The organism is uncultured Sulfitobacter sp. (assembly GCF_947500075.1).
Lineage (GTDB): Bacteria > Pseudomonadota > Alphaproteobacteria > Rhodobacterales > Rhodobacteraceae > Sulfitobacter.
Genome location: NZ_CANMQS010000001.1, coordinates 176582 through 197994 on the forward strand (window position 1 = coordinate 176582; position 21413 = coordinate 197994).

Here is a 21413-nt window from a genome sequence, read left to right on the forward strand (position 1 = left end):
CTCAAAGTTATTACTCCCAGCCTGCCGCGCCTTTGTGTGCGGATCAGGCATTAGCACTCAAGGCAGTTGAGTGATAACGATCGGTAGTTAGGCAGGCACAGCGCGGCTGTCAACAGCGCAGTCGGCAAAAAATCATTCCAAGGCATTTGAAGCATTACATTGCTTTCGCTTCACCAACTGTTGAGCAAAAACGGGCAAGCCTGTGATCTGAACGCACAGTTGTTAGAGGTCTGACGTGGCAACAGTCAACGGCTCATCAGGGGACGACACGCTACTGGGATCCACATCGGATGACAGTATCTCAGCCGGGGACGGCCAGGATTTCGTCACAGGAAATGACGGCAACGATACCCTTCGCGGCGGCCTTGGAGACGATACACTCGAAGGCGGTACCGGGGCAGACAGCATCAGCGGCGACGCGGGCAACGACACGATCAGGGGTCAGGATGACAACGACTCCATCGACGGCGGGGATGGCTATGACGACATCTATGGGGATGCCGGGGATGACACCATTCGAGGCGGGACCGGCGACGATTTCATCGTAGCCGGCAGCGGCAATGACAGCATAGACGCGGGCGATAATTGGGACACCGTCTATGGCGGGGACGGCGACGATTCCATCGAAGGCGGTGCAGGAAACGACGACATTTACGGCGGGGCCGGGCGCGACACCATCGACGGGGGTGCGGGCGAGGACTGGCTCTATGGTGGTGCCGACAGAGACAGTGTTTCAGGCGGGAGCGGCAATGACACCGTCATTGGCGAAGAAGGCCAGGATACACTCCACGGCGGGGACGGCGATGACACGGTATCCGGCCATGAAGGGGACGACGCGCTCCATGGCGATGCCGGATCTGACAGCCTTTATGGCGGGTCGGGTGATGATTACTTCGATGGCGGTGCAGACGCTGATTTCTACTTCATGGACCGCGAGGCCGGCGGCGGTGACAATGCTCTGGCCCAGACAGACCGGGACGTGGTCCGGTTTGAACCCGGCATGGGCAACGACATCGCCTATGACTTTGAGGGCGAAAACGACTTCATCTACATCGGTGCGACGTCCGAAGCTGACATCATCGCCACGCAGACCTCTGCCACCACCTGGGTGCTGACCATTTCGGGCAACAGCACCGATTCCCTGACGCTGAACTTTGTGCCCGGCACCGAACCCGGCGACGAAGGCGATCTGCGCAATCAACTGGTCACGGACAGCGAGTATACGCCGCCACAAAACGGCAATCCGGGCTTCTTTACGCCAAGCTGTTTTACACCTGACACCAACATCCTGACCGATCACGGCCTTAAACGCATCGGCCGCCTGCGCCCCGGCGACCAGGTCATCACAGCCGATCATGGCCCCCAGACAATCCGGCACATCCTTCAGCGCAGCTATGCCCCGCATATCCTGCGGCATCAGCCATCCCTGCGGCCGGTGGTGATCGAAACGGGCAGCTTCGGCCCCGGTTTGCCCAACCGACGGCTCCATGTCTCACGCCAGCACGGGTTTGCCACATTGGATGGCGCGGCCCTTATTCGTGCGGCCCACCTTGTCGGACTGTGCAAGGGCGCGCGCATTCAGAAGAACCGGCCAAATCCGGTCCGCTATATCCATCTGGTGCTGGATCAGCATGCGCTGGTCCTGATCGAAGGGGTCTGGGCGGAAACCTATTTCAACAACGATCAAACGCTGGACATCTTGCCAAAGGACAGCGCGACAGCGCGGAACGCCATGCCACACCACACCTCACGCTGCCGCCCCCTGCTGACCCGGCGTGACATCCGCCAGACAGATCACGTTGCCCGCAACATCGGGCAACTGTCGCAGGCACGCAGCGCCGTTGTTTCCCAATCCGTCCTTGAGGACAGCCCGCAGCACGCCTAGAGCAGCCGACCCAAAACCTGAGGCCCGCAGTTGCGCAGAAAGGCCCCGGATGCGGGTGTGTTCCGGCGCAGCGCGGGCTGGTTGCCCGGTCAAGCCGGTACCGCCCGGAGACGGGGCCTTTCTGCGCAACCCGAAGGGCCAAACGGAATTCTCCCAATCCCGGCGCGACGCGTCTTGCAGGGGCAACCAGCCCAGGCTGCGCCGCGACGCTTGGTCTTGGTAAAATTCTGTTTGGCTGAGTGCTTCAGGTTTTGGGTCGGCTGCTCTAGCTTACCCGCAAGGGACCATGGAGCGTGAACCTATGCGATTGTTTTTGATACTCTTCCTGCTGATCTTGCCCGCAAGCCTGCATGCGGCCTGCACCGGCACTGATCTGCGCACGGTTCTGACTCCCGAACAACGTGCCGAGATCGCGCAGCGGCTCAACGGGGTTCCCTACGCCGAAGGCACCTATTGGACAGCGACCCGTGGCACCCGGACACTCCATATCATTGGCACGCTGCATGTGGATGACCCAAGGTTTGATCCGATGACTGCCGCCCTCGCCCCGATCATCCGTTCCGCAGATCATCTGCTTGTCGAAGCGAACGCGGAAAGCCAGGCCGCGCTGGAACAGGCCGTGGCCACGCAGCCGGAAATGCTCTTTCTTACCGATACAACCCTGATCGAACTGATGCCGGAGGACGCATGGGCCAGGTTGGCCGATGCCGCCCGCGCGCGCGGCATTCCCCCCTTCATGGCGGCAAAGTTTCAGCCCTGGTATCTGACCCTGATGCTCTCCATGTCGCCCTGCACCCTGAAATCAATGGCGCAAAGCAAGAATGGGCTGGATCAGCGGATCATGACGATTGCCGAAAACGCGGGTGTCCCGACATCCTCACTTGAACCCTTCGAGACGGTATTCCGCCTGTTCAATCAGGACCCGCTGGAAGAGCAGATCGCCCTGCTCAATCTGGGAGTTGTGCCGGTCGACGCGTCCGAGAACGCCAGCTTCACGCTGGTGGAGCAGTATTTCGATCAGGAGGTGATCGCAGCGCTTGAAACCTCCCGCGTGACCACCCGCGTCCATTTCGACATGCCGGACGCTGAATTTGACGCCCTCTTTGACGATGTCATGGATCTGATCAACATCCAGCGCAACCTGTCCTGGATCGCCCCCATTGAGGCCACCCCCGGCGACAGCATCGTCGTCGCAGCGGGCGCGCTGCATCTGGGGGGCGCGCAGGGCATTCTCAACCTGCTTGCCAAGGAAGGCTACACGCTGGAACGGCAGGCCTTTTAGAGCAGCCAACCCGCGCTGCGCCGGAACACACCCGCATCCGAGGCCTTTCTGCGCAACTGAGGGCCTCAGGTTTTGGGTTGGTTGCTCTAGGTGCCCAGCACCCGACCGCTGACGCTCACCGCTTCTGCGCCCACCGGGGTCAGGCCGTAGACGCCCTTCTCAACCTTCTCGAACCAGCCGTAGTGATCGTCGCGCATCATGCGGGTTGCGGCGGGCACGCCTGTCTCCCGCGCGACATCCGCGCCTTTGCTGGCCCCCACTTCAAACAGGTAAACCGCAATCTTGAGCGCGTCCTGCCGGTAGGCTGTGACCAGCCCCGCCCGCGTCTGCCCACCGTCATTGGGGTCGCCCTGCCTGCGGGCAAACTCCCGCAGCAGCGCGGTTTCGCGTTTCCTGGATTTGCGCGGGTTGTATGGCCCGGGATCGCAATGGACCTCGACCAGACCATCCTTCAGCCGCACCGTGATCAGCCCCAGCCCCAACCGCCGCGCCAGCGCGGTGTTGTCCTTCAACGCCTTGTGAAACCGCTTTCCGGGCTGGCGCGCCACGGCCATGTAGACCTCATCGACCACCTTCAAACGCGCGATGCACTGATGAAACAGCGCCAGCGAAAAGCCCAGCTTCAACTCCACCACAACGGGCGGCTCTGCCCCGCGCACGGCCACCACATCGGCGGCACCAATCTCGGCTTTGACCACATAGCCCTGATCCTCAAGAAACCCTTTGACGGGTAGATAGAGGTCGGTTTCACGCGGGCTATCGGACATGGGACCAACCTGCCCCATTTGCGCGCCGCTTCCAACCGTCTATGCTCCGCCCATGACCCGTGACGAACTGACCGCCTTTTGCGCTGCCCAACCGCAGGCCACCCATGTGGTCCAGTGGGGCAATGCGGATGTCTACAAGGTCGGCGGCAAGGTCTTTGCCATCATCGGCATGGGTGAAAGCGGCAATACCGTGACCTTCAAGGCGTCCGAGATGGCGTTCGAAATCCTCTCTGACAGCCCCGGCTTGCGCCCTGCCCCCTACATGGCGTCGCGCGGTCTGAAGTGGATACAGCATTACGACACACCGGGCCTGTCGGACGACAGCCTGCGCGCGCACATCAAAGCCTCCTACGACATGGTGGTGGCCGGATTGACCAGGAAGAAACGCGCGGATCTGGGCTTGTAAGCCAGGGTGGTGACAACACCGGGGCACGCGCCTATAAGGCGGCAAATCACTCCCCTTTCCTGAGGTAAACCTCCCATGACAACCCTTGTTTTTGGCCACAAATCCCCCGACACCGACAGCACCGGCAGCCCGATCATCTGGGCCTGGTATCTCAACCAGATCAAAGGCGTGAACGCCGCCCCCGCCCTGCTGGGTGAGCCCAACACCGAAGCGCTGTTCATGCTGGATCACTGGAAACTGGACAAGCCGCAGATCATTGATGGCGTGGCTGAAGGGCAGGACGTGGTGATCGTGGACACCAACAACCCTGCCGAATTGCCCGACGGCATCAACGCCGCCAACATCACCGGCATTATTGACCATCACAAGCTGGTCGGCGGTCTGGAAACTGCGGGACCCATCGAGATCCGGATTGAACCACTGGCCTGCACCGCGACCATCATGTGGAAGATGATCGGCGATGACATGGCGCAGATGCCCACAGGGGTGAAAGGCGCGATGCTGACTTGTATCCTGTCGGACACGCTGGAATTCCGCAGCCCCACAACCACACAGGAAGACAAGGCCATCGCCCATGCGCTGGCCAAGGATCTTGGCGTCGACATCCCTGCCTTTGCAGCTGAGATGTTTGCCGCCAAATCCGACGTCTCCGCCTTTTCCGAAGCGGAGTTGCTGCGCATGGACAGCAAGGAATACGCCGTTGATGGCAAGCAGTTCCGCGTCTCCGTTCTGGAAACCACCGCGCCTGCCTCTGTGCTGGACCGCAAGGATGCGCTGATGGCGGCAATGCCCGGCGTGGCGTCCGAGGATGGCGCCGATCAGGTGCTGCTGTTCGTGGTCGATATCCTCAATGAGGAAGCGACCATGCTGATCCCCAACGATCTGACCAAGAGCGTGGCCGAGAAGAGCTTTGGCGCATCGGTGTCCGGCGACACGGTTGTCCTGCCCGGCATCATGAGCCGCAAAAAGCAGATCATTCCAAACCTCAAGGTCTGAGGCCGCAGGGCTCAAGCCCCTGTTCAGCACCTTTCCAGCCGTCCAAGCAGCGCGTTCGCTTCTGCTGCGGGCAGCACGTTGAGCAAATCGCTTCTACGGGTCAGCGGCACCCAGTCGCCTGCGGGCTTGGGACGCAGCCATGTGGCGACAGGAAACGTATCGGGCATCGTTGAGATCAGACAACCGCCTGTTACCTCAATACCAAGGCTCCCTTGCCCCGCGACCTCTGCGGCGCGCAGGGCGATGATCTGGCGTTGGGCGTCGGCCATTCTGGCGGCGTCCCGCGCGTTCAGTTGCAACACATAGACCAGATCATCGGACACGGTAGCCTCAGGCGCAGATGGATCTGCGCGCACCGAAAGAGGCACCTCAATCCCGACGGCTTCGGCCTGTGCGGGATCTTCGGGCTGAAAGGCCAGACGCAACACCGCATCCCCGTCCTGCAAGCGCACACCCTGCGGGACGCTGACAGCCACCGCCAATGCGGCAGGTGGGGTTTCCAGCGGATCAAGCCGCGCAGCAGCCATCAGACCCGCCGGAGTGACACTGCCGCAAGCGGACAGAAGAACGCTGCTCAACGCAGCCAAAAGGGTTGCTTTTATCATCTGACTTGAATTCCGATTCTAAATGATTTACGACTATCTATTAATGTTAAACATTAATGTATAGGTCAAAAACATGATCGAAACTGAAACACAGTCTTTCCTGCGGTCCGCCGAAATTCTGCGCAATGCTCTGACTGCGGTGCTGGCGCTGCTGATCCTGATGGGGGCGGTTGTGGTTGTCTGGACTCTGGTTGAGACCGGCGCGGCCGGACGATGGCTTGCCGCGCAAGTGGGTCAGGACGGAGACGACGCAAGCGGCATGCAGGCCTTTGGACTTACCGCCCTTACGCTGACACAGATCGGGATCTGGTATGCCGTCGTCTGGCAAACACGCCGCATTTTCACTGCCCTGTTGATCGCGGACGCCAGCGCGGCAGGCGCTGCTGCCCGCCGCACGGCGCAATTGCTGTGGGTCGTGGTCATCTGGGGTGTGTTGGCAGCCGCCCTTGGGACCGTCGTCGCCTCCTGGCATTATCCTGAAGGGGAGCGGACCCTCGCCGTTTCTATCGGTCCGGGGCAGATCACGACCATCTTCGCGGCCCTGCTGGCCAGCTTCACCTCACATGCCTTCGTGCTGGGGGCCGCCCTTTGGCGGGACCATCGGGAAGTGATCTGAGGTGGCGATCATTGTGCGGCTCGACGTTGCGCTGGCCCAGCGCAAGATGACCTCACGCGAGCTGGCGGCAAAGGTCGGGATTTCGGAACAAAACCTATCGATCCTGCGGTCAGGCAAGGCGCGGGGTGTGCGGTTCTCAACGCTGGACGCGATTTGCAAAGTGTTGGAGTGTCAGCCGGGGGAACTGCTGGAATACGCAAGCGACGCGGATTGAGCCATGCAGGCCCCTGCCAGAACAGGAGGATGCCATGAGCACAGTAGCCTACGAAAAAGACGGACGGATTGCCCGGCTGACGCTGAACCGGCCAGAGGTAATGAACGCCATTGATGATGACATGCCGCGCGACTTGCAGGCAGCGGTGGAGCGTGCTGACGCCGATCTGGACGTGCATGTGATGGTGCTGTCGGGCGCGGGCAAGGCGTTCTGTGCAGGGTACGATCTGGCCCATTACGCCGCTGACCCGGACAACAGGGTCACCCAACCCATGCCATGGGACCCGATGCAGGATTACCAGTTCATGTGGGCCAACACGCAGGCTTTCATGTCGCTGTTCCGCGCCATGAAACCAGTGATCTGCAAGGTGCACGGGTTTGCGGTTGCAGGTGGTTCGGACATCGCCCTGTGCTGTGATCTGGTGGTGATGGCCGATGACGCGCAGATCGGCTACATGCCCGCGCGGGTCTGGGGATGCCCCACGACGGCGATGTGGGTCTACAGGCTGGGGCCGGAAAACGCCAAGCGGATGATGTTCACGGGTGACAAGATCACCGGCACGGAAGCGGCGGAGAAGGGGCTGGTGCTGAAATCCGTGCCCGCGGATCAGTTGGACGCTGAGGTGGAGGCACTGGCCGCGCGCATGGCGACCGTGCCGGTGAACCAACTGGCCATGCACAAGATGGTCATCAACCAGACCATGGAAGTCACCCTGAACCAGACCCAGCGGCTTGCCACCGTGTTTGACGGGATCACTCGCCATTCTCCCGAAGGGTTGAACTTCAAGGCCCGGTCCGAGGACGTGGGGTGGAAACAGGCGGTCGAGGAGCGCGATCAGGGCACCTTCGACTGGACGCGCAACCGGCAGATACCCGGAAACCGGGACTGAGCCGGGCCCGGTTTCATCTCCGCCGCAATTGGCCTATGCCAGCGCAACAGCTTTGGAGCCGCCATGACCCGTATCGTCGAATCCCTGTCCGAGATTTCTGCCCAATATGACGCGATGTTCGTCGATCTGTGGGGCTGTGTGCACAACGGCGTCCATGCCCTGCCCGAAGCGGTTGCAGCGTTGCAGCAGTATCGCCGCGAGGGCGGCAAGGTGGTTCTGGTCACCAACTCCCCCCGTCCCCGCGCAGGTGTGCAGAAACAACTGGTGCAATTTGGCGTGCCGGATGACGCATGGGATACTATCGCCACCTCCGGCGATTCCGCACGGTCCGCGATGTTTCTGGGCACGGTGGGGCAAAAGGTCTGGCACATCGGCTATCCGGGTGATGAACGCTTCTTTGAACCCCTGCACCTGATCGAAGACCCGATGACCATTGAAACGGTTCCGCTGGAAGAGGCCGAAGGCATCGTCTGTACTGGTCCTCAAGACCCGATGGCCGACCCGGAGGTCATGCGCCCGCAGTTCCTCTATGCCAAGCAGAAGGGGCTGAAACTGCTCTGCGCGAACCCCGATATCGTCGTGGACCGGGGCGAGGTGCGCGAGTGGTGTGCCGGCGCGCTGGCCAAGCTCTACACCGAGATGGGCGGTGAAAGCCTGTATTTCGGCAAACCCCATCCGCCGATCTATGATCTGGCCCGGCGCAGGCTGACGGCATTGGGCCGCGGCATCGCGGATGACCGAATCCTGTGCATTGGTGACGGCGTTCTGACCGACATCGCCGGTGCCATCGGGGAAGACATCGATTCCCTCTTTATCTCTGGTGGTCTGGCCGCATCAGAAACAAAAACTGGCACACAACCGGATCCTGAGGCGCTAACCACTTATCTGGAAAAGGAAATGTCCTCTCCCACCTTTACGATAGGTCACCTGCGCTGACACATTTAACGCTTGATTTTCTGCGCGCGCGAAGTAATTAAGTTCCAAACCGGACGCTCCGGTGATACTTTTATTACCGAGAGGTGTATGATGTTGGACAATCTTCCCCGTGGCACAATCGTCATCGAAGACATCGAAATCGGCATGTTCCGCTATATCCGCAAGGAAGTGACGGACGAAGATATCGAAATGTTCGCCACCATCTCCACCGACCGCAATCCGGTGCATCTGGATGATGACTATGCGCAGGATACGATCTTTCAGGGGCGTATCGCCCATGGGATGCTGACGGCCGGTCTGATCTCTGCCGTGATTGGCGAACAGCTGCCCGGTCATGGCACCGTTTATCTGGGCCAGTCGCTGAAGTTCCTGCGCCCGGTGCGCCCCGGCGATGTGGTTTATGCCGAAGTGAAAGTCACCGACATCGATCCCGCCAAGCGCATCGTGAAGATGGATTGCCATTGCTCTGTCGAAGGGAAGAAAGTGCTGGTTGGTGAAGCCACGGTGCTGGCGCCATCGCGCAAATTCGACTGAGGCGCCCGGCGCTTCTGTCGTCCTTGAGTTTACAGGCCAGATGAAGCTGGGGGGCGGCTCTTGCCCTCTGACCTTTGCGCGATTAGGCAAGGGCCATGAAGATCATCCGGCAGTACAATCAGGTTGCAAGCGAAGACCGGGGGGCCACCGCGGCCATCGGTAATTTTGACGGGGTGCACCGCGGCCACCTGTCGGTGATCGAATTGGCGCGCGACGCCCTGCCCGAGGCCCCTCTGGGCATTGTCACCTTTGAGCCGCATCCCCGCAGCCATTTCGCCCCCGACGCCCCGCCCTTTCGGTTGATGAGCGCGGAGGCGCGTGCGCACCGGCTGGAAAAGATCGGGGTGGAGCGGCTTTATGAGCTGCCGTTCGGGACTGCGCTGTCCTCCCTCACGCCTGACGCATTTGCCCGCGATGTGCTGCACGCCGGTCTGGGCCTGCGTCATGTGGTGGTCGGCGCGGATTTCTGCTTTGGCAAGGGCCGCAAAGGCACCGCAGAAGACCTCAAGGCGTTTGGCGCGCAACTGGGTTTTGACGTGACCATCGCCCCGCTGATGGCCAATGGCACACAGACCGTTTCCTCCACCGCCATCCGTGCAGCCCTCAGCGATGGACGCCCGCGCGATGCGGCCGAGATGCTGGGCCACTGGCACCGGATCGACGGGGCGGTGCTGCACGGGGAAAAGCGCGGGCGCACTTTGGGGTATCCGACGGCGAACATGTCCATCGAAGGCCTGCACCCGCCGGCCTTTGGCGTCTACGCCGTGCTGGTCGATGTTCTGGAAGGGCCGCAGGCGGGCAGCTATCACGGTGTGGCCAGCCTTGGCGTGCGCCCGATGTTCGGGGTGAACACCCCCAACATCGAAACCTATCTCTTTGATTTCAAGGGCGACCTTTACGGCAAATCCCTTTCGGTCGGCCTGGTGGAGCATCTGCGGGGTGAGGAAAAGTTCGACAGTCTCGACGCGCTCATCGCGCAGATGGATGATGACAGCGCCCGCGCTCGTGCGATCCTCAGCGCGCTATGAAACCCATCGCCGCCAAGGGCCTCACGCCGCGGTTCTGGGAGAAGAAACCGCTGACCCGGATGTCGCCCACGGAGTGGGAAGCGCTCTGTGACGGCTGTGGCAAATGCTGCCTGAACAAGCTGGAGGATGAGGACAGTGGCGAGGTTGCGCTGACCCGTGTCGCTTGCCGCCTGCTCGATGACGCCACCTGCCGCTGTGCCCATTACGAGCAGCGCCACCATTTCGTGCCCGATTGCATCGTGCTGCGCCCGGATAATCTGGACAGCCACGCCTATTGGATGCCTGAAACCTGCGCCTATCGTCTGCTGTGGCAGGGCAACCCCCTGCCCGACTGGCATCCGCTGGTGTCCGGCGATCCCGAAAGCGTGCACCGCGCGGGCATTTCCGTGCGCGGGCAGACCGTTTCGGAATTCGACACCCCGTTCGAGGAATGGGAAGACCACGTTATTGAGGAATCAACCTGATGTTTTTCGCCTCTGACAATGCAGGCCCCGCGCATCCGCAGGTGATGGAGCGTGTGATCGCCGCCAACGCAGGCCACCAGCTGCCCTACGGCAATGATGATATGATGGACGAGGTCCGCACCGGCATCCGCCGGGTGTTCGAGGCACCGGAGGCAGAGGTGTTTCTGGTCTCCACCGGGACGGCGGCCAATGCGCTGGCGCTGGCGTGTTACACCCAACCGTGGCAGACAATCTACTGTTCCAGCGTCGCCCACGTGGAAGAAGACGAATGCAACGCGCCGGAGTTTTACGCCGGTGCCGTCAAGCTTACCTGCGTGCGCACAGACGACAAGATGACGCCGGAGGCACTGGAGGCCGCAATCACGGCCCATCCCGCAGGCGACGTCCACGTTGCTCAGCCAGGCCCCGTGACGATCACGCAGGTCACGGAACGGGGCTCTGTCCATTCCCTTGCGGAACTGCAAGCCCTCACCGCTGTTGCCAAGGCCCACAATCTACCCGTCCATCTGGACGGCGCGCGCTTTGCCAATGCGCAGGCGGCACTGGGATGCACAGCGGCAGAGATGTCGTGGAAGTCCGGCGTGGACGTGGTCAGCTTTGGGGGCACCAAAAACGGGTGCATGGCGGTGGAAGCCGTTGTTTTCTTTGATCCCTCAAAGGCGTGGGAGTTTCAGCTCCGCCGCAAACGCGGCGCGCATCTTTTCTCTAAACACCGCTACCTGTCGGCGCAGATGGCCGGATATCTACAGGACGACCTGTTCCTGCGCACCGCACATCAGGCAAATGACAATGCTGCATATCTGGCGCAGTGTCTGACCAAAGCGGGCGCTGAGTTTCTGCATACCCCTGATGCCAACATGATCTTCACGCGCTTCCCAAGGTCCGTGCACCAGCGCCTCCACGATGCGGGCGCCCAATACAACCTTTGGGGCGATGTGCTGCCCGGCGCGGCGGAGGACATGGTGGCCTGCCGCCTTGTCTGCGACTGGTCCATCACACGCGATCAGATTGATACGTTCCTCGCGCACTTCTGACCGGTCAGCCCCGCGCCAGCGCGGCTTCGAACACCGCTGCCACCTCCCGTGGATGTGAAATCGGTGCCATATGCCCTGCTTCGGGGATGACCTCCACAACTGACCCCGGAATGCGGTTGTGCAACCCGTCCAGCGTCGCGGTCACCGCCCGGTGGGTGAACGCGCCGCGCACCAGTGTCACAGGCATGCGCAACCGCTCCAGCACACCGGGCGCAAGGATGCCGTCGGTGTCATCATAGAGAAGCGCATAGGTGCTGGGCACCACGTGAATGGCCCGTGCCATGGCCATGCGGCTGCGCTCGGGCATCTTGTCCCATGTGCCGCGTTCCGTGCTCCACATGCTGTTAAACGCCCGTGCGGCCCCTTCCATGTTCCCTGCATCGATCGCGTCCTGAAAGGGCTTGGCTGCCCGGTCATGATCGACCAGCGTCTCCGGTGCATCGGCCTTGGCGACCGCAAAGAAGACGGGCTCGAACGCTGTCAGCGACCGAATGCGCTCGGGATGCTTTGCCGCCAGCCGCAGCGCGGTCACCGCTCCGAAGGAATGCCCGATCACATCCATCGGAGCCGCATCCATCTGCGCCAGGGTGGTATCAAACACCGTCTGCGCAAAGTCGCTTTGCCCGTCCCATTTCGCGCTATTGCCATGGCTGGGCAAATCAGGCGCGACGAAAGTCAACCGGTCGCCCAGCAGCTTTGCCATGCCGCCCCACGCGCCACCAAACGCCAACGTGCAATGCAGGGCCAGAACGCGGCGCGGGCCCTGCCCCAGCGTGTGGACATAGGGCGCAAAGCCGGGCTGAAGGCTCACAACGCGCCCGCCAGATGCAGGTCGATATCTTCAATCCGGTCCTGCCCCCAGAACCGCTGATCCCCGACAAAATAGAACGGCGCGCCAAACACCCCCCGCTCCACCGCTTCTTCCAGGTTTCGGGCGTAGGTTTCTGCCCCTTCCAGCAAACCACTGTCCGCCAGCGCCGGATCAAATCCTGCATCGGTCAGGCACGCGCGCACCACATCATTCTCTGCGATGTCTTTTTCCTCCGCCCAGACCGCGCGGGTGATCCCATGGGCCAGCTTGCCCAGATCCCCGCCGCCTGCATTCTGCGCCGCAATGAACGCATAGGCCGCAGGCGCGCCATTTGTCGGCCAATGGGCGGGCTTGAGGTGAAACGGCATTCCCAGCTTCTTCGCCTGCCGCACCAGTTCCTGCGCGCGGTATTCAATGCGGCTGATGTGACGCTCATTCGGCAGCGTTCCACCGGTGCGCGAAAAGCCTGCGATGATGTCATAGGGCTTGTAGTTGATGGTCGCGCCATGTTTGGCCGCAACCGCCTCCAGCCGCTCCCCGGCGAGGTAGCAATAGGGGGACAGTGTCGCGAAAAAGTAGTCGATCTGTGGCATCTGGGGTCCGATCTAAAGGTGGGTTCTTGGTGGCACGTTACGGCCATGTTAAGCGGGGTTCAACGTCGCGATTCTGTTACAATTCCCGCTGCCACGGAGAGCCTTCCCCCATGCCCCTCACTTCCGAGCCCAAGCTGATTACCGGCAATGCCAACAAACCTTTGGCCCAAGCGATTGCCCGGCGCATGTCCCTGCACCGTGGCGTCAATGTCGGATTGGTCGACACACGGGTCGAACGGTTCAACGATGGTGAGATTTTCGTCGAAGTCTTCGAAAACGTGCGCGGCGAGGACATGTTCATCATCCAGTCCACCTCAAATCCCGCCAACGACAACCTGATGGAACTGCTGATCATGGCCGACGCGCTGCGCCGGTCTTCGGCCAGCCGGGTGACAGCGGTGCTGCCCTACTTCGGCTACGCCCGGCAAGACCGCCGCACCAAGGCGCGCACGCCGATCACCGCCAAGATGGTCGCGAACATGCTGGTCGGCACGGGGATCGAACGGGTGCTGACGATGGACCTGCACGCAGCCCAGATCCAGGGCTTCTTCGACATTCCCGTCGACAACCTCTACGCCTCCCCTGTCTTCGCATTGGACATCAAGACCCAGTTCAAGGACCAGATGGACAGCCTGATGGTCGTCTCCCCGGATGTGGGCGGCGTGGCCCGTGCGCGTGAATTGGCCAAACGGGTGAATGCACCTTTGGCCATCGTCGACAAACGCCGCGAGAAACCCGGTGAAGTGGCAGAAATGACCGTGATCGGGGACGTGACGGGCAAGACCTGCCTGATCGTGGATGACATTTGCGACACGGCCGGCACGCTCTGCAAGGCCGCCGAAATCCTGCTGGAGAATGGCGCGGCGGAAGTACACTCCTACATCTCCCACGGTGTGATGTCCGGCCCGGCGGTGGAACGTGTGACCAATTCAGTGATGAAATCACTGGTGATCACCGACAGCATCCAGCCCACCGAAGAGATCAAGAAAGCCAAGAACATCCGTATTGTGCCCACCGCCCCTATCTTTGCGCAGGCGATCCTGAACATCTGGAACGGGACATCTGTGTCTTCGCTGTTTGAGGCGGACACGCTGGGGCCCATCTATGACGGGATGTATCAGGGGTAACTGGCGGCACGCGGCGCGGAGGACCCGGCGCAATGCCACACAGCGCGGGCGGGCCATCGCTCATCTCTTCGCCGTCAATGTCCAGCATGCCGGCGGTGATCTCCTCCAGCCCCGCGATCATCTGTAGCAAGATCGCCCCCCGCAGCCTGACGACCAACTGTACCGTCAAATCTGCCCGGCAGATCCATACTCCAGCCATGCGCGTTCCTCGGGCGTCAGACAGCTGTCCATCACCGCATCAAAGGCGCTGATTTCTTTGTTCGTCAGGACGTCCACCCATTTTCCACTTGTGCCACTGTGAAAAAAGTCGGTGTCGGACTTCATGAATCCCGTGCCCCCGCCGGGTGCAAATCGTTCCGCATGGGCCTTCATGTTGTCAAAACCAGCAGCCTCCACCAATTGTTCAAACACATGCGGCGGGTGGCTGATGTCCAGCAGGTCGGCCACTCTGGCGATGGTGCCCGGCAAGTCACGGGTCATATCCGCGTAATGGAACATCGACACATTGGGCCGGTCCACGCGGGCCAGCGCCGCCTTGTAGTGCCGGATGATATGGGCAAGCGGCGCCGCGTCGCCGTCATATCCCTCGGCCCCCGCATCCAGAAAACGGCGAAACGTCACGCCGTCCGTATCATCTTCGGGAAACCAATGACTGAAAAATGGCATGTGGATGTTGGCGAGGTGCCTGCGATAGGAAAAATGCGCATCCAGCGGATGGCGAAAGACGCAAATGAACTGCGCATGATCATGGTGCGGCAGCCCGTCCATCGGCGTGTGGCTTTTCATGCAGCGTCTGTGGGTCATCGCTTCCAGCCGTTCAGCAACCTCCGACATCTCGCGAAAGCGAATATCGACCCAAGGCATCTTGGTGGCCAGTTCCGGTTCAACCTCAGGATCACCGGAAAGGAGCAGGGCCACGATGGTCTGCATCCATGTCGTGCCACACTTCGGAGGCGTTACGACGACCACATCATCCGGACGGATATTGACCATATCCCAGCGCCGGTTGTCGGTTAACGGACCAAGATAGAGCTTCCGGTCGGCCATGACGGTCATCCCCTGCGGTATCGGTTCATGGCATAGAGTGGCCGAACAAGGCCTCAACGCAACCAAAAACGCCCGCTGCGACGCAGACCTTGCAGGCCCCCGTGGGCACCCGCGCTACCCGTCCCGACCCGGTTCGGTTGGATCGCTTGAGAACAATGCGATCTTGTTGCCCTGAGGGTCACGCAGGTAGCCGACATAGAATTGTGGCCCATAGGCCGCGCGAAACCCCGGTGCCCCCTCATCAGCCCCACCAGCCGCAAGGGCGGCCGCATGCAGGTCACGCACTTGGGCTTGACTGCGCGCCTCAAAGGCAACCATGGAGCCGTTCCCGGCAGAAGCAGGTTTCCCATCGAAGGTGGGTTTGACATAGAAATCCGGGGAAACAGGCGGTTGACCGGGAGGGACTGGCAACACATAGCTGAGCCCCTCAGGTCCCTCATCCAGCCCGTAGCCGAGCGCAGGCAGAAAGGCAGAATAGAACCGTTTCGCGCCTGTGATGTCATCGGCACCAACTGTGACATAAGCAATCATGTGGTCTGCTTCCCTTTCCGCCCCTCTGGCAAAGGTTCAGGATCAAATCATCGCCGCACAATACGGCATGCGGGGCTAAGCACCCCTCCCCGCCTCAAATCACGTCCCAATCATCATCGTCGGGCAATGACCCGATCGCGGACCAGGCCACGCGCACACGGGCCACACGGGTGTCGCCCCAAGTGCGGAACACCATGTCGAACCCTTTCTCCGTTACCGCCTCCGCCGAGATATCCGCGCGGATCACTGTCGCGGCATCCAGATCCCAAAGCGAGATGGACACCTGCACCGTCGGCGCATCGCGATAGGGTGTATCAAACCGGATGTGCTTGCGCCGCTCGCGCTGGCCGCGGCCTGTCCACATCTCTCCCCCGTCCTCGTAGTCCGAGAACAGGATCACATCTCCGCTGTCCACACCGATGGAATGAGAGCGTAAGCGTTTCATAAACTGGGGCCGACCTGCAAAAAGTAACGAAGTTGCAAAGTGATACCCGACCTTTGCGGTACTGGAAAGGGGCCGGCGCAATCGCGCGGGCGCACACGCCCCAAACGGAAACGGCCCCGCGCGATGCGGGGCCGTCTTTCAAACAGGCATTGCAGGTTACTGCTTGGCCGTCAGACCCATATGCTCACCCATGGCGACCATGTCCGAGAGCAGTTTGGCGGCGTCATCCACCGGACCAGGCTCATTCTCAAAGGCTTCTTTCGCCTTTGAATACATGGACTTGGCTTCCTCAACCATCTCATCAAGATGCTCTTGGGTCATATCGCCTTTTGGCACCGCACGTTCCGCCAGAACGGAGACGCCATCGGCGCGGATCTCGGCAAAGCCACCGGTGACCACGTAATCCGCCGTGCCATCCGGCCCATCGACAGACAGCACACCGGGACGCAGAGTGGTGATGGTGGGGGAATGCCCCTCCATCGCCGTCATGTCGCCGTCAGCGCCGGGGATCTGGACAGACGTGACCTGCAAAGAGGCCAGCCGCCGCTCGGGCGACACCAGATCGAATTGCATTGTCTCTGCCATCACTCAGGCTCCCTTAGGCGGCGTCTGCCGCCATTTTCTCGGCTTTCGCCTTCACATCATCGATGCCGCCTACCATGTAGAACGCACCTTCGGGCAGATGGTCGTATTCGCCGGCCACAACCGCCTTGAAGGAGGCAATCGTGTCTTCCAGCGGCACCTGCACGCCGTCAGAGCCGGTAAAGACCTTCGCCACGTCAAACGGCTGGGACAGGAAACGCTCGATCTTGCGCGCACGGGCCACGGCCAGTTTGTCGTCCTCGCTGAGTTCGTCCATCCCGAGGATCGCGATGATGTCCTGAAGCGATTTGTAGCGCTGAAGCACCTGCTGCACGTCGGTCGCAACCTTGTAGTGCTCTTCCCCGATGATCAGCGGATCGAGCAGACGGGAGGTGGAACCCAGCGGGTCCACAGCCGGGTAAATACCCTTTTCCGAAATCGCACGATCCAGAACCGTGGTCGCATCAAGGTGCGCAAAGGACGTCGCAGGTGCCGGGTCAGTCAAGTCATCCGCAGGCACGTAAACGGCCTGAACGGAGGTGATGGAGCCGTTCTTGGTGGAGGAAATGCGTTCCTGCATCGCACCCATGTCGGTGGCCAGTGTTGGCTGGTAGCCCACCGCAGAAGGAATACGACCCAGCAGAGCCGACACCTCGGAACCCGCCTGTGTAAAGCGGAAGATGTTGTCCACGAAGAACAGAACGTCGGACCCGGATTCGTCGCGGAACTGCTCGGCCAGTGTCAGACCGGACAGGGCCACACGCATACGCGCACCTGGAGGTTCGTTCATCTGGCCATAGACCAGCGCAATCTTGGAAGACGTCATGTCGTCAGGGACGATAACGCCGGATTCGATCATCTCGTGATAGAGGTCGTTGCCCTCACGGGTACGCTCCCCCACGCCCGCGAAGACGGACAGACCGGAGTGCACCTTGGCGATGTTGTTGATCAGTTCCATGATCAGAACCGTCTTGCCCACACCCGCACCACCGAAGAGGCCGATCTTGCCGCCTTTGGTGTAGGGGGCCAGCAGGTCGATGACCTTGATGCCCGTGGTCAGGATTTCGGTCTCAGTGGACTGGGCGGCAAAGGACGGCGCGTCACCGTGGATGGCGCGTTTTTCATCCGTCTCAACCGGGCCCTTTTCGTCAACCGGGTCGCCGGTCACGTTCAGGATACGGCCCAATGTGGCCTTGCCCACGGGCACCTGAATGGGCGCGCCGGTGTCGGACACTGCCGCACCGCGCACCAGACCTTCGGTCGCATCCATCGCAATGGCGCGAACCGTGTTCTCACCAAGGTGCTGGGCAACTTCCAGCACCAGTGTCTTGTCCTGGTTGTCGGTGTGAAGGGCGTTCAGGATCTCGGGCAGATCGCCTTCGAACTGAACGTCAACGACAGCGCCGATGACCTGGGTGATTTTGCCGACTGCTTTTGCCATGTCGTGTCTCCGATTTGCTTACAGCGCTTCCGCGCCGGAAATGATTTCGATCAGCTCGTTCGTAATAACGGCCTGACGGGAACGGTTGTATTGGATGGTGAGGCTGTCGATCATGTCACCAGCGTTGCGCGTGGCGTTGTCCATTGCAGACATCCGCGCGCCCTGCTCCGAGGCTGCATTTTCCAGCAGGCCCGAGAAGATCGCCGTCGCCACACCACGGGGCAGCAGATCCGCAAGGATCGCTTCCTCGGAAGGCTCGTAATCGAACAGCGTGCTCGCCCCTTCATCCTCTGACGCTTCAAACGTCGCAGGAATAATCTGATGCGCGCGGGGGATCTGGCTGACGACGTTCACGAAATCCGAATAGAAGACCGTGGCCACATCAAATTCGCCCCCGTCAAAGCGGTTCAGCACGTCCTTGGCGATGCCCTGGGCGTCTGAATAGGCAAGGCGTTTCACCTCCGTCATGTCGACATGACCGACCAGATGATCCCCGAAGTCACGCTTCAGCTGATCCCGGCCTTTCTTGCCAACGGTGAGGATTTTCACCTCTTTGCCCGCCGCCAACAGCTCTTGCGCATGGGCACGGGCCTTTTTGACGATGTTGGTGTTGAAACCACCACACAGACCGCGTTCAGAGGTCATCACGACCAGCAGGTTCACCTTGTCCGAACCGGTGCCTGACAGCAGCTTGGGCGCTGAATCAGACCCGCCAACAGACGCGGCCAGCCCTGCCATCACAGCATTGAACCGCTCCGCGTAAGGGCGCGACATCTCTGCCGCTTCCTGCGCACGGCGCAGCTTGGCAGCCGCGACCATTTGCATGGCCTTAGTGATCTTGCGGGTCGATTTGACCGACGAGATCCGGTTTTTAAGGTCCTTGAGATTTGCCATGGGCCTATCTCTCCTTAATTAAGCGTGATCAGCGGCGAAAGCGTCGAGTGCTGCTTTGATTTTATCTTCCAGCTCGTCTTTCACCTTGCGGTCGTTGTTGGTGATGTCCTTGAGCAGGTCAGCGTGCTTGGACCGCAGATGGTTCAACAGCCCCTGCTCCCATGCACCCACCTGGGTCACTTCCAACTTGTCGAGATAGCCGTTGGTGCCCGCGTAGATGATGCAGACGATTTCGGCGTTGGACAGTGGCGAGTACTGCGGCTGTTTCATCAGCTCGGTCAGACGCGCACCACGGTTCAGCAGCTGCTGTGTCGCGGCATCCAGATCGGAACCAAACTGCGCAAAGGCCGCCATCTCACGGTACTGCGCGAGCGACAGTTTCACCGGACCCGCGACCGAAGACATCGCCTTGGTTTGAGCGGAGGAGCCCACACGCGAAACCGACAGACCGGTGTTCACCGCAGGACGGATGCCCTGATAGAAGAGTTCCGTTTCAAGGAAGATCTGCCCGTCGGTGATCGAAATCACGTTTGTGGGAATAAACGCGGACACGTCACCGCCTTGCGTTTCGATCACAGGCAGGGCTGTCAGGGAACCGCCGCCAAAATCTTCGCTCAGCTTCGCGGAACGCTCCAGCAGGCGGGAGTGCAGATAGAAAACGTCGCCAGGATAGGCTTCACGGCCTGGTGGGCGGCGCAGCAGCAGGGACATCTGACGATAAGACACGGCCTGCTTGGACAGGTCATCGTAGATGATCAGCGCGTGGCGGCCGTTGTCGCGGAAATGCTCTGCCATCGCTGTCGCGCAATAAGGCGCAAGGAACTGCATGGGGGCAGGTTCGGACGCGGTGGAAGCCACCACAATGGAATATTCAATCGCGCCTGTCTCTTCGAGCTTTTTCACCAGCTGCGCCACAGTGGAACGCTTCTGGCCGATCGCGACGTAGACGCAGTACATCTTCTTGCTCTCGTCGTCGCCTGCGGCCTCGTTGACCTGCGCCTGGTTCAGGATCGCGTCCAGAGCAACGGCAGTTTTACCGGTCTGACGGTCGCCAATGATCAATTCCCGCTGGCCACGGCCAATCGGGATCATCGCGTCCACGGACTTGAGGCCTGTGGCCATCGGCTCATGCACGGATTTACGCGGGATGATGCCCGGCGCTTTGACTTCGGCCAAGGCACGCTTGGTGGTGCCCAGAGGACCCTTGCCATCAATCGGGTTGCCCAGACCGTCCACAACACGGCCCAGCAGTTCGTCACCCACGGGCACGTCCACGATGGAGTTCGTCCGCTTGACGGTGTCGCCTTCCTTGATGTCCCGGTCGTTGCCGAAGATCACCACACCGACGTTGTCGGCCTCCAAGTTCAGCGCCATGCCCTGAATGTTGCCGGGGAATTCGACCATTTCACCAGCCTGAACATTGTCGAGGCCGTGTACGCGGGCGATACCGTCACCAACGGACAAAACGCGGCCCACTTCGGCCACTTCTGCTTCTTGACCAAAGTTCTTGATCTGGTCTTTCAGGATCGCAGAAATCTCTGCAGCTTGGATACCCATTTATCCGACCTCTTTCATTACATTCTGGAGGGAATTGAGCTTCGAGCGGATCGACGTGTCGATCATCTTGGAGCCCACTTTGACAATCAGACCGCCGATGAGTGTTTCATCAACAGAAGCCTGGAGCGTGACGGTCTTGCCGGTCGTCGCTTTCAGCGATTTGGCAAGTTTATCGGATTGCGCCTTGGTCAGCGCCTTGGCAGAGGTAACTTCCGCCGTGATCTCACCCTTGTCTGCCGCAATCATGTCGCGCAGCTGGCGGACCAGCTGTGGCAGCACGAACAGGCGGCGCTTGGCCGCCATCAGCGCCAGCGTGTTGCCCATCGTGGGGGAGAGTTTCATTTTCTTGGACAAAGCCGCAATCGCTGTCCCCTGCTCATCACGGCTGTACACCGGAGAAGAGATCAGGCTGCGGAAATCTTCGCTGTCGGTCAGGGCACCTTGCAGCGCCTCCAGATCGGTCTCAATGGCTTTGACGGTCTTGGCCTCTTTGGCCAGGTCAAACACGGCTGACGCATAGCGCTCCGCGATGCCGGTGGAAATCGAAGCTGTTTCGGACACGTGCATCCTCTCATTCAATCAGGCCAATTGCGCGATCTGGATCGCTTCACCGGCATGTGGGCGCGGCTTGAAACGGGTCAAGACGGCTAAATCAGGGGCCATGTAGCAGAGCATATGCTAACCCGCAACACAGTATAGTGATGGTCGTTGGAACCATTGGATACTTTG

25 protein-coding genes and 1 pseudogene are annotated in these 21413 nt (G+C 60.8%); 13 read left to right on the forward strand and 13 right to left on the reverse strand.

Annotated features, from left to right (window positions below):
• The first annotated feature begins 235 nt into the window (after window positions 1-235).
• Both Q1A91_RS00895 and Q1A91_RS00900 read left to right on the forward strand, forming a co-directional pair.
• The gene (locus Q1A91_RS00895) at window positions 236-1885 is read left to right on the forward strand and encodes a Hint domain-containing protein (RefSeq protein WP_299871462.1); all 1650 of its coding nucleotides are present in this window, start codon (window positions 236-238) and stop codon (window positions 1883-1885) included.
• 301 nt (window positions 1886-2186) lie between these two features.
• Window positions 2187-3167 (forward strand): TraB/GumN family protein, encoded by a 981-nt coding sequence (locus tag Q1A91_RS00900; protein ID WP_299871464.1) that lies wholly within the window; start codon window positions 2187-2189, stop codon window positions 3165-3167.
• Window positions 3168-3253: 86 nt separating this feature from the next.
• Here Q1A91_RS00900 and Q1A91_RS00905 read toward each other — a convergent pair whose 3' ends face one another.
• Window positions 3254-3934, reverse strand: a complete 681-nt coding sequence (locus Q1A91_RS00905) for a DUF2161 domain-containing phosphodiesterase (RefSeq protein WP_299871466.1) — start codon at window positions 3932-3934, stop codon at window positions 3254-3256.
• Window positions 3935-3986: 52 nt separating this feature from the next.
• Between Q1A91_RS00905 and Q1A91_RS00910 the strand changes: the two genes are divergently transcribed.
• Window positions 3987-4340, forward strand: a complete 354-nt coding sequence (locus Q1A91_RS00910; protein ID WP_299871469.1) for an MmcQ/YjbR family DNA-binding protein — start codon at window positions 3987-3989, stop codon at window positions 4338-4340.
• A gap of 75 nt (window positions 4341-4415) precedes the next feature.
• Window positions 4416-5336: a manganese-dependent inorganic pyrophosphatase gene (locus tag Q1A91_RS00915; protein ID WP_299871472.1), complete on the forward strand. Its 921-nt coding sequence runs from the start codon at window positions 4416-4418 to the stop codon at window positions 5334-5336.
• Window positions 5337-5359: 23 nt separating this feature from the next.
• On the opposite strand, the gene Q1A91_RS00920 is transcribed toward Q1A91_RS00915, so the two are convergent.
• Complete coding sequence (locus Q1A91_RS00920; protein WP_299871474.1) at window positions 5360-5914, reverse strand: hypothetical protein; 555 nt, start codon at window positions 5912-5914, stop codon at window positions 5360-5362.
• A gap of 100 nt (window positions 5915-6014) precedes the next feature.
• Between Q1A91_RS00920 and Q1A91_RS00925 the strand changes: the two genes are divergently transcribed.
• The 8 genes from Q1A91_RS00925 (at window position 6015) to Q1A91_RS00960 (ending at window position 11656) form a co-directional block, all read left to right on the forward strand.
• Window positions 6015-6557 carry a hypothetical protein gene (locus Q1A91_RS00925; protein WP_299871476.1) on the forward strand — a complete coding sequence of 181 codons (543 nt, stop codon included), beginning with the start codon at window positions 6015-6017 and terminating at the stop codon, window positions 6555-6557.
• A 1-nt stretch (window position 6558) separates the two neighbouring features.
• Window positions 6559-6771: a helix-turn-helix transcriptional regulator gene (locus Q1A91_RS00930; RefSeq protein ID WP_299871479.1), complete on the forward strand. Its 213-nt coding sequence runs from the start codon at window positions 6559-6561 to the stop codon at window positions 6769-6771.
• A complete protein-coding gene (locus tag Q1A91_RS00935; protein WP_299871482.1) occupies window positions 6683-7660 on the forward strand; it encodes a crotonase/enoyl-CoA hydratase family protein in 978 nt (325 codons plus the stop codon). The genes Q1A91_RS00930 and Q1A91_RS00935 overlap by 89 nt, the downstream gene beginning before the upstream one ends.
• A gap of 63 nt (window positions 7661-7723) precedes the next feature.
• Window positions 7724-8596 (forward strand): TIGR01459 family HAD-type hydrolase, encoded by an 873-nt coding sequence (locus tag Q1A91_RS00940; RefSeq protein WP_299871484.1) that lies wholly within the window; start codon window positions 7724-7726, stop codon window positions 8594-8596.
• Between the two features lie 90 nt (window positions 8597-8686).
• Complete coding sequence (locus Q1A91_RS00945; protein ID WP_299871487.1) at window positions 8687-9130, forward strand: MaoC family dehydratase; 444 nt, start codon at window positions 8687-8689, stop codon at window positions 9128-9130.
• A 95-nt stretch (window positions 9131-9225) separates the two neighbouring features.
• Complete coding sequence (locus Q1A91_RS00950; protein WP_299871490.1) at window positions 9226-10158, forward strand: bifunctional riboflavin kinase/FAD synthetase; 933 nt, start codon at window positions 9226-9228, stop codon at window positions 10156-10158.
• Entirely contained in the window at window positions 10155-10622 is a 468-nt protein-coding gene (locus Q1A91_RS00955; RefSeq protein ID WP_299871493.1) for a YcgN family cysteine cluster protein, read from the forward strand. The genes Q1A91_RS00950 and Q1A91_RS00955 overlap by 4 nt, the downstream gene beginning before the upstream one ends.
• Window positions 10622-11656: an aminotransferase class I/II-fold pyridoxal phosphate-dependent enzyme gene (locus Q1A91_RS00960; RefSeq protein ID WP_299871496.1), complete on the forward strand. Its 1035-nt coding sequence runs from the start codon at window positions 10622-10624 to the stop codon at window positions 11654-11656. The genes Q1A91_RS00955 and Q1A91_RS00960 overlap by 1 nt, the downstream gene beginning before the upstream one ends.
• Before the next feature lie 4 nt (window positions 11657-11660).
• On the opposite strand, the gene Q1A91_RS00965 is transcribed toward Q1A91_RS00960, so the two are convergent.
• Together Q1A91_RS00965 and Q1A91_RS00970 are read right to left on the reverse strand one after the other, a co-directional pair.
• The gene (locus Q1A91_RS00965) at window positions 11661-12467 is read right to left on the reverse strand and encodes an alpha/beta hydrolase (RefSeq protein WP_299871500.1); all 807 of its coding nucleotides are present in this window, start codon (window positions 12465-12467) and stop codon (window positions 11661-11663) included.
• Window positions 12464-13060 (reverse strand): 2-hydroxychromene-2-carboxylate isomerase, encoded by a 597-nt coding sequence (locus Q1A91_RS00970; RefSeq protein WP_299871503.1) that lies wholly within the window; start codon window positions 13058-13060, stop codon window positions 12464-12466. Before Q1A91_RS00970 ends, Q1A91_RS00965 begins: the two co-directional genes overlap by 4 nt.
• A 110-nt stretch (window positions 13061-13170) precedes the next feature.
• Here Q1A91_RS00970 and Q1A91_RS00975 point away from each other — a divergent pair, with 110 nt between their 5' ends.
• Window positions 13171-14187 (forward strand): ribose-phosphate pyrophosphokinase, encoded by a 1017-nt coding sequence (locus tag Q1A91_RS00975; protein ID WP_299871505.1) that lies wholly within the window; start codon window positions 13171-13173, stop codon window positions 14185-14187.
• Window positions 14188-14215: 28 nt separating this feature from the next.
• Here Q1A91_RS00975 and Q1A91_RS00980 read toward each other — a convergent pair.
• The 9 genes and pseudogenes from Q1A91_RS00980 to Q1A91_RS01020 form a co-directional block, all read right to left on the reverse strand.
• Window positions 14216-14323, reverse strand: a pseudogene (locus Q1A91_RS00980) (sugar ABC transporter ATP-binding protein); the annotation flags it as partial.
• Between the two features lie 29 nt (window positions 14324-14352).
• Entirely contained in the window at window positions 14353-15234 is an 882-nt protein-coding gene (locus tag Q1A91_RS00985) for a sulfotransferase domain-containing protein (protein ID WP_299871507.1), read from the reverse strand.
• A 114-nt stretch (window positions 15235-15348) separates the two neighbouring features.
• The gene (locus Q1A91_RS00990; protein WP_299871510.1) at window positions 15349-15765 is read right to left on the reverse strand and encodes a VOC family protein; all 417 of its coding nucleotides are present in this window, start codon (window positions 15763-15765) and stop codon (window positions 15349-15351) included.
• 94 nt (window positions 15766-15859) lie between these two features.
• On the reverse strand, window positions 15860-16210 hold the full coding sequence (locus tag Q1A91_RS00995; protein WP_299871513.1) for an H-type lectin domain-containing protein: 351 nt from the start codon (window positions 16208-16210) through the stop codon (window positions 15860-15862).
• Between the two features lie 156 nt (window positions 16211-16366).
• On the reverse strand, window positions 16367-16795 hold the full coding sequence (locus tag Q1A91_RS01000) for a F0F1 ATP synthase subunit epsilon (protein ID WP_299871516.1): 429 nt from the start codon (window positions 16793-16795) through the stop codon (window positions 16367-16369).
• Window positions 16796-16808: 13 nt separating this feature from the next.
• The gene (gene atpD, locus Q1A91_RS01005) at window positions 16809-18233 is read right to left on the reverse strand and encodes a F0F1 ATP synthase subunit beta (protein ID WP_299871519.1); all 1425 of its coding nucleotides are present in this window, start codon (window positions 18231-18233) and stop codon (window positions 16809-16811) included.
• Window positions 18234-18251: 18 nt separating this feature from the next.
• Complete coding sequence (locus Q1A91_RS01010) at window positions 18252-19127, reverse strand: F0F1 ATP synthase subunit gamma (RefSeq protein ID WP_299871522.1); 876 nt, start codon at window positions 19125-19127, stop codon at window positions 18252-18254.
• Between the two features lie 18 nt (window positions 19128-19145).
• A complete protein-coding gene (gene atpA, locus Q1A91_RS01015) occupies window positions 19146-20684 on the reverse strand; it encodes a F0F1 ATP synthase subunit alpha (RefSeq protein WP_299871525.1) in 1539 nt (512 codons plus the stop codon).
• Window positions 20685-21245: a F0F1 ATP synthase subunit delta gene (locus Q1A91_RS01020; protein ID WP_299871528.1), complete on the reverse strand. Its 561-nt coding sequence runs from the start codon at window positions 21243-21245 to the stop codon at window positions 20685-20687.
• Window positions 21246-21413 lie beyond the last annotated feature (168 nt).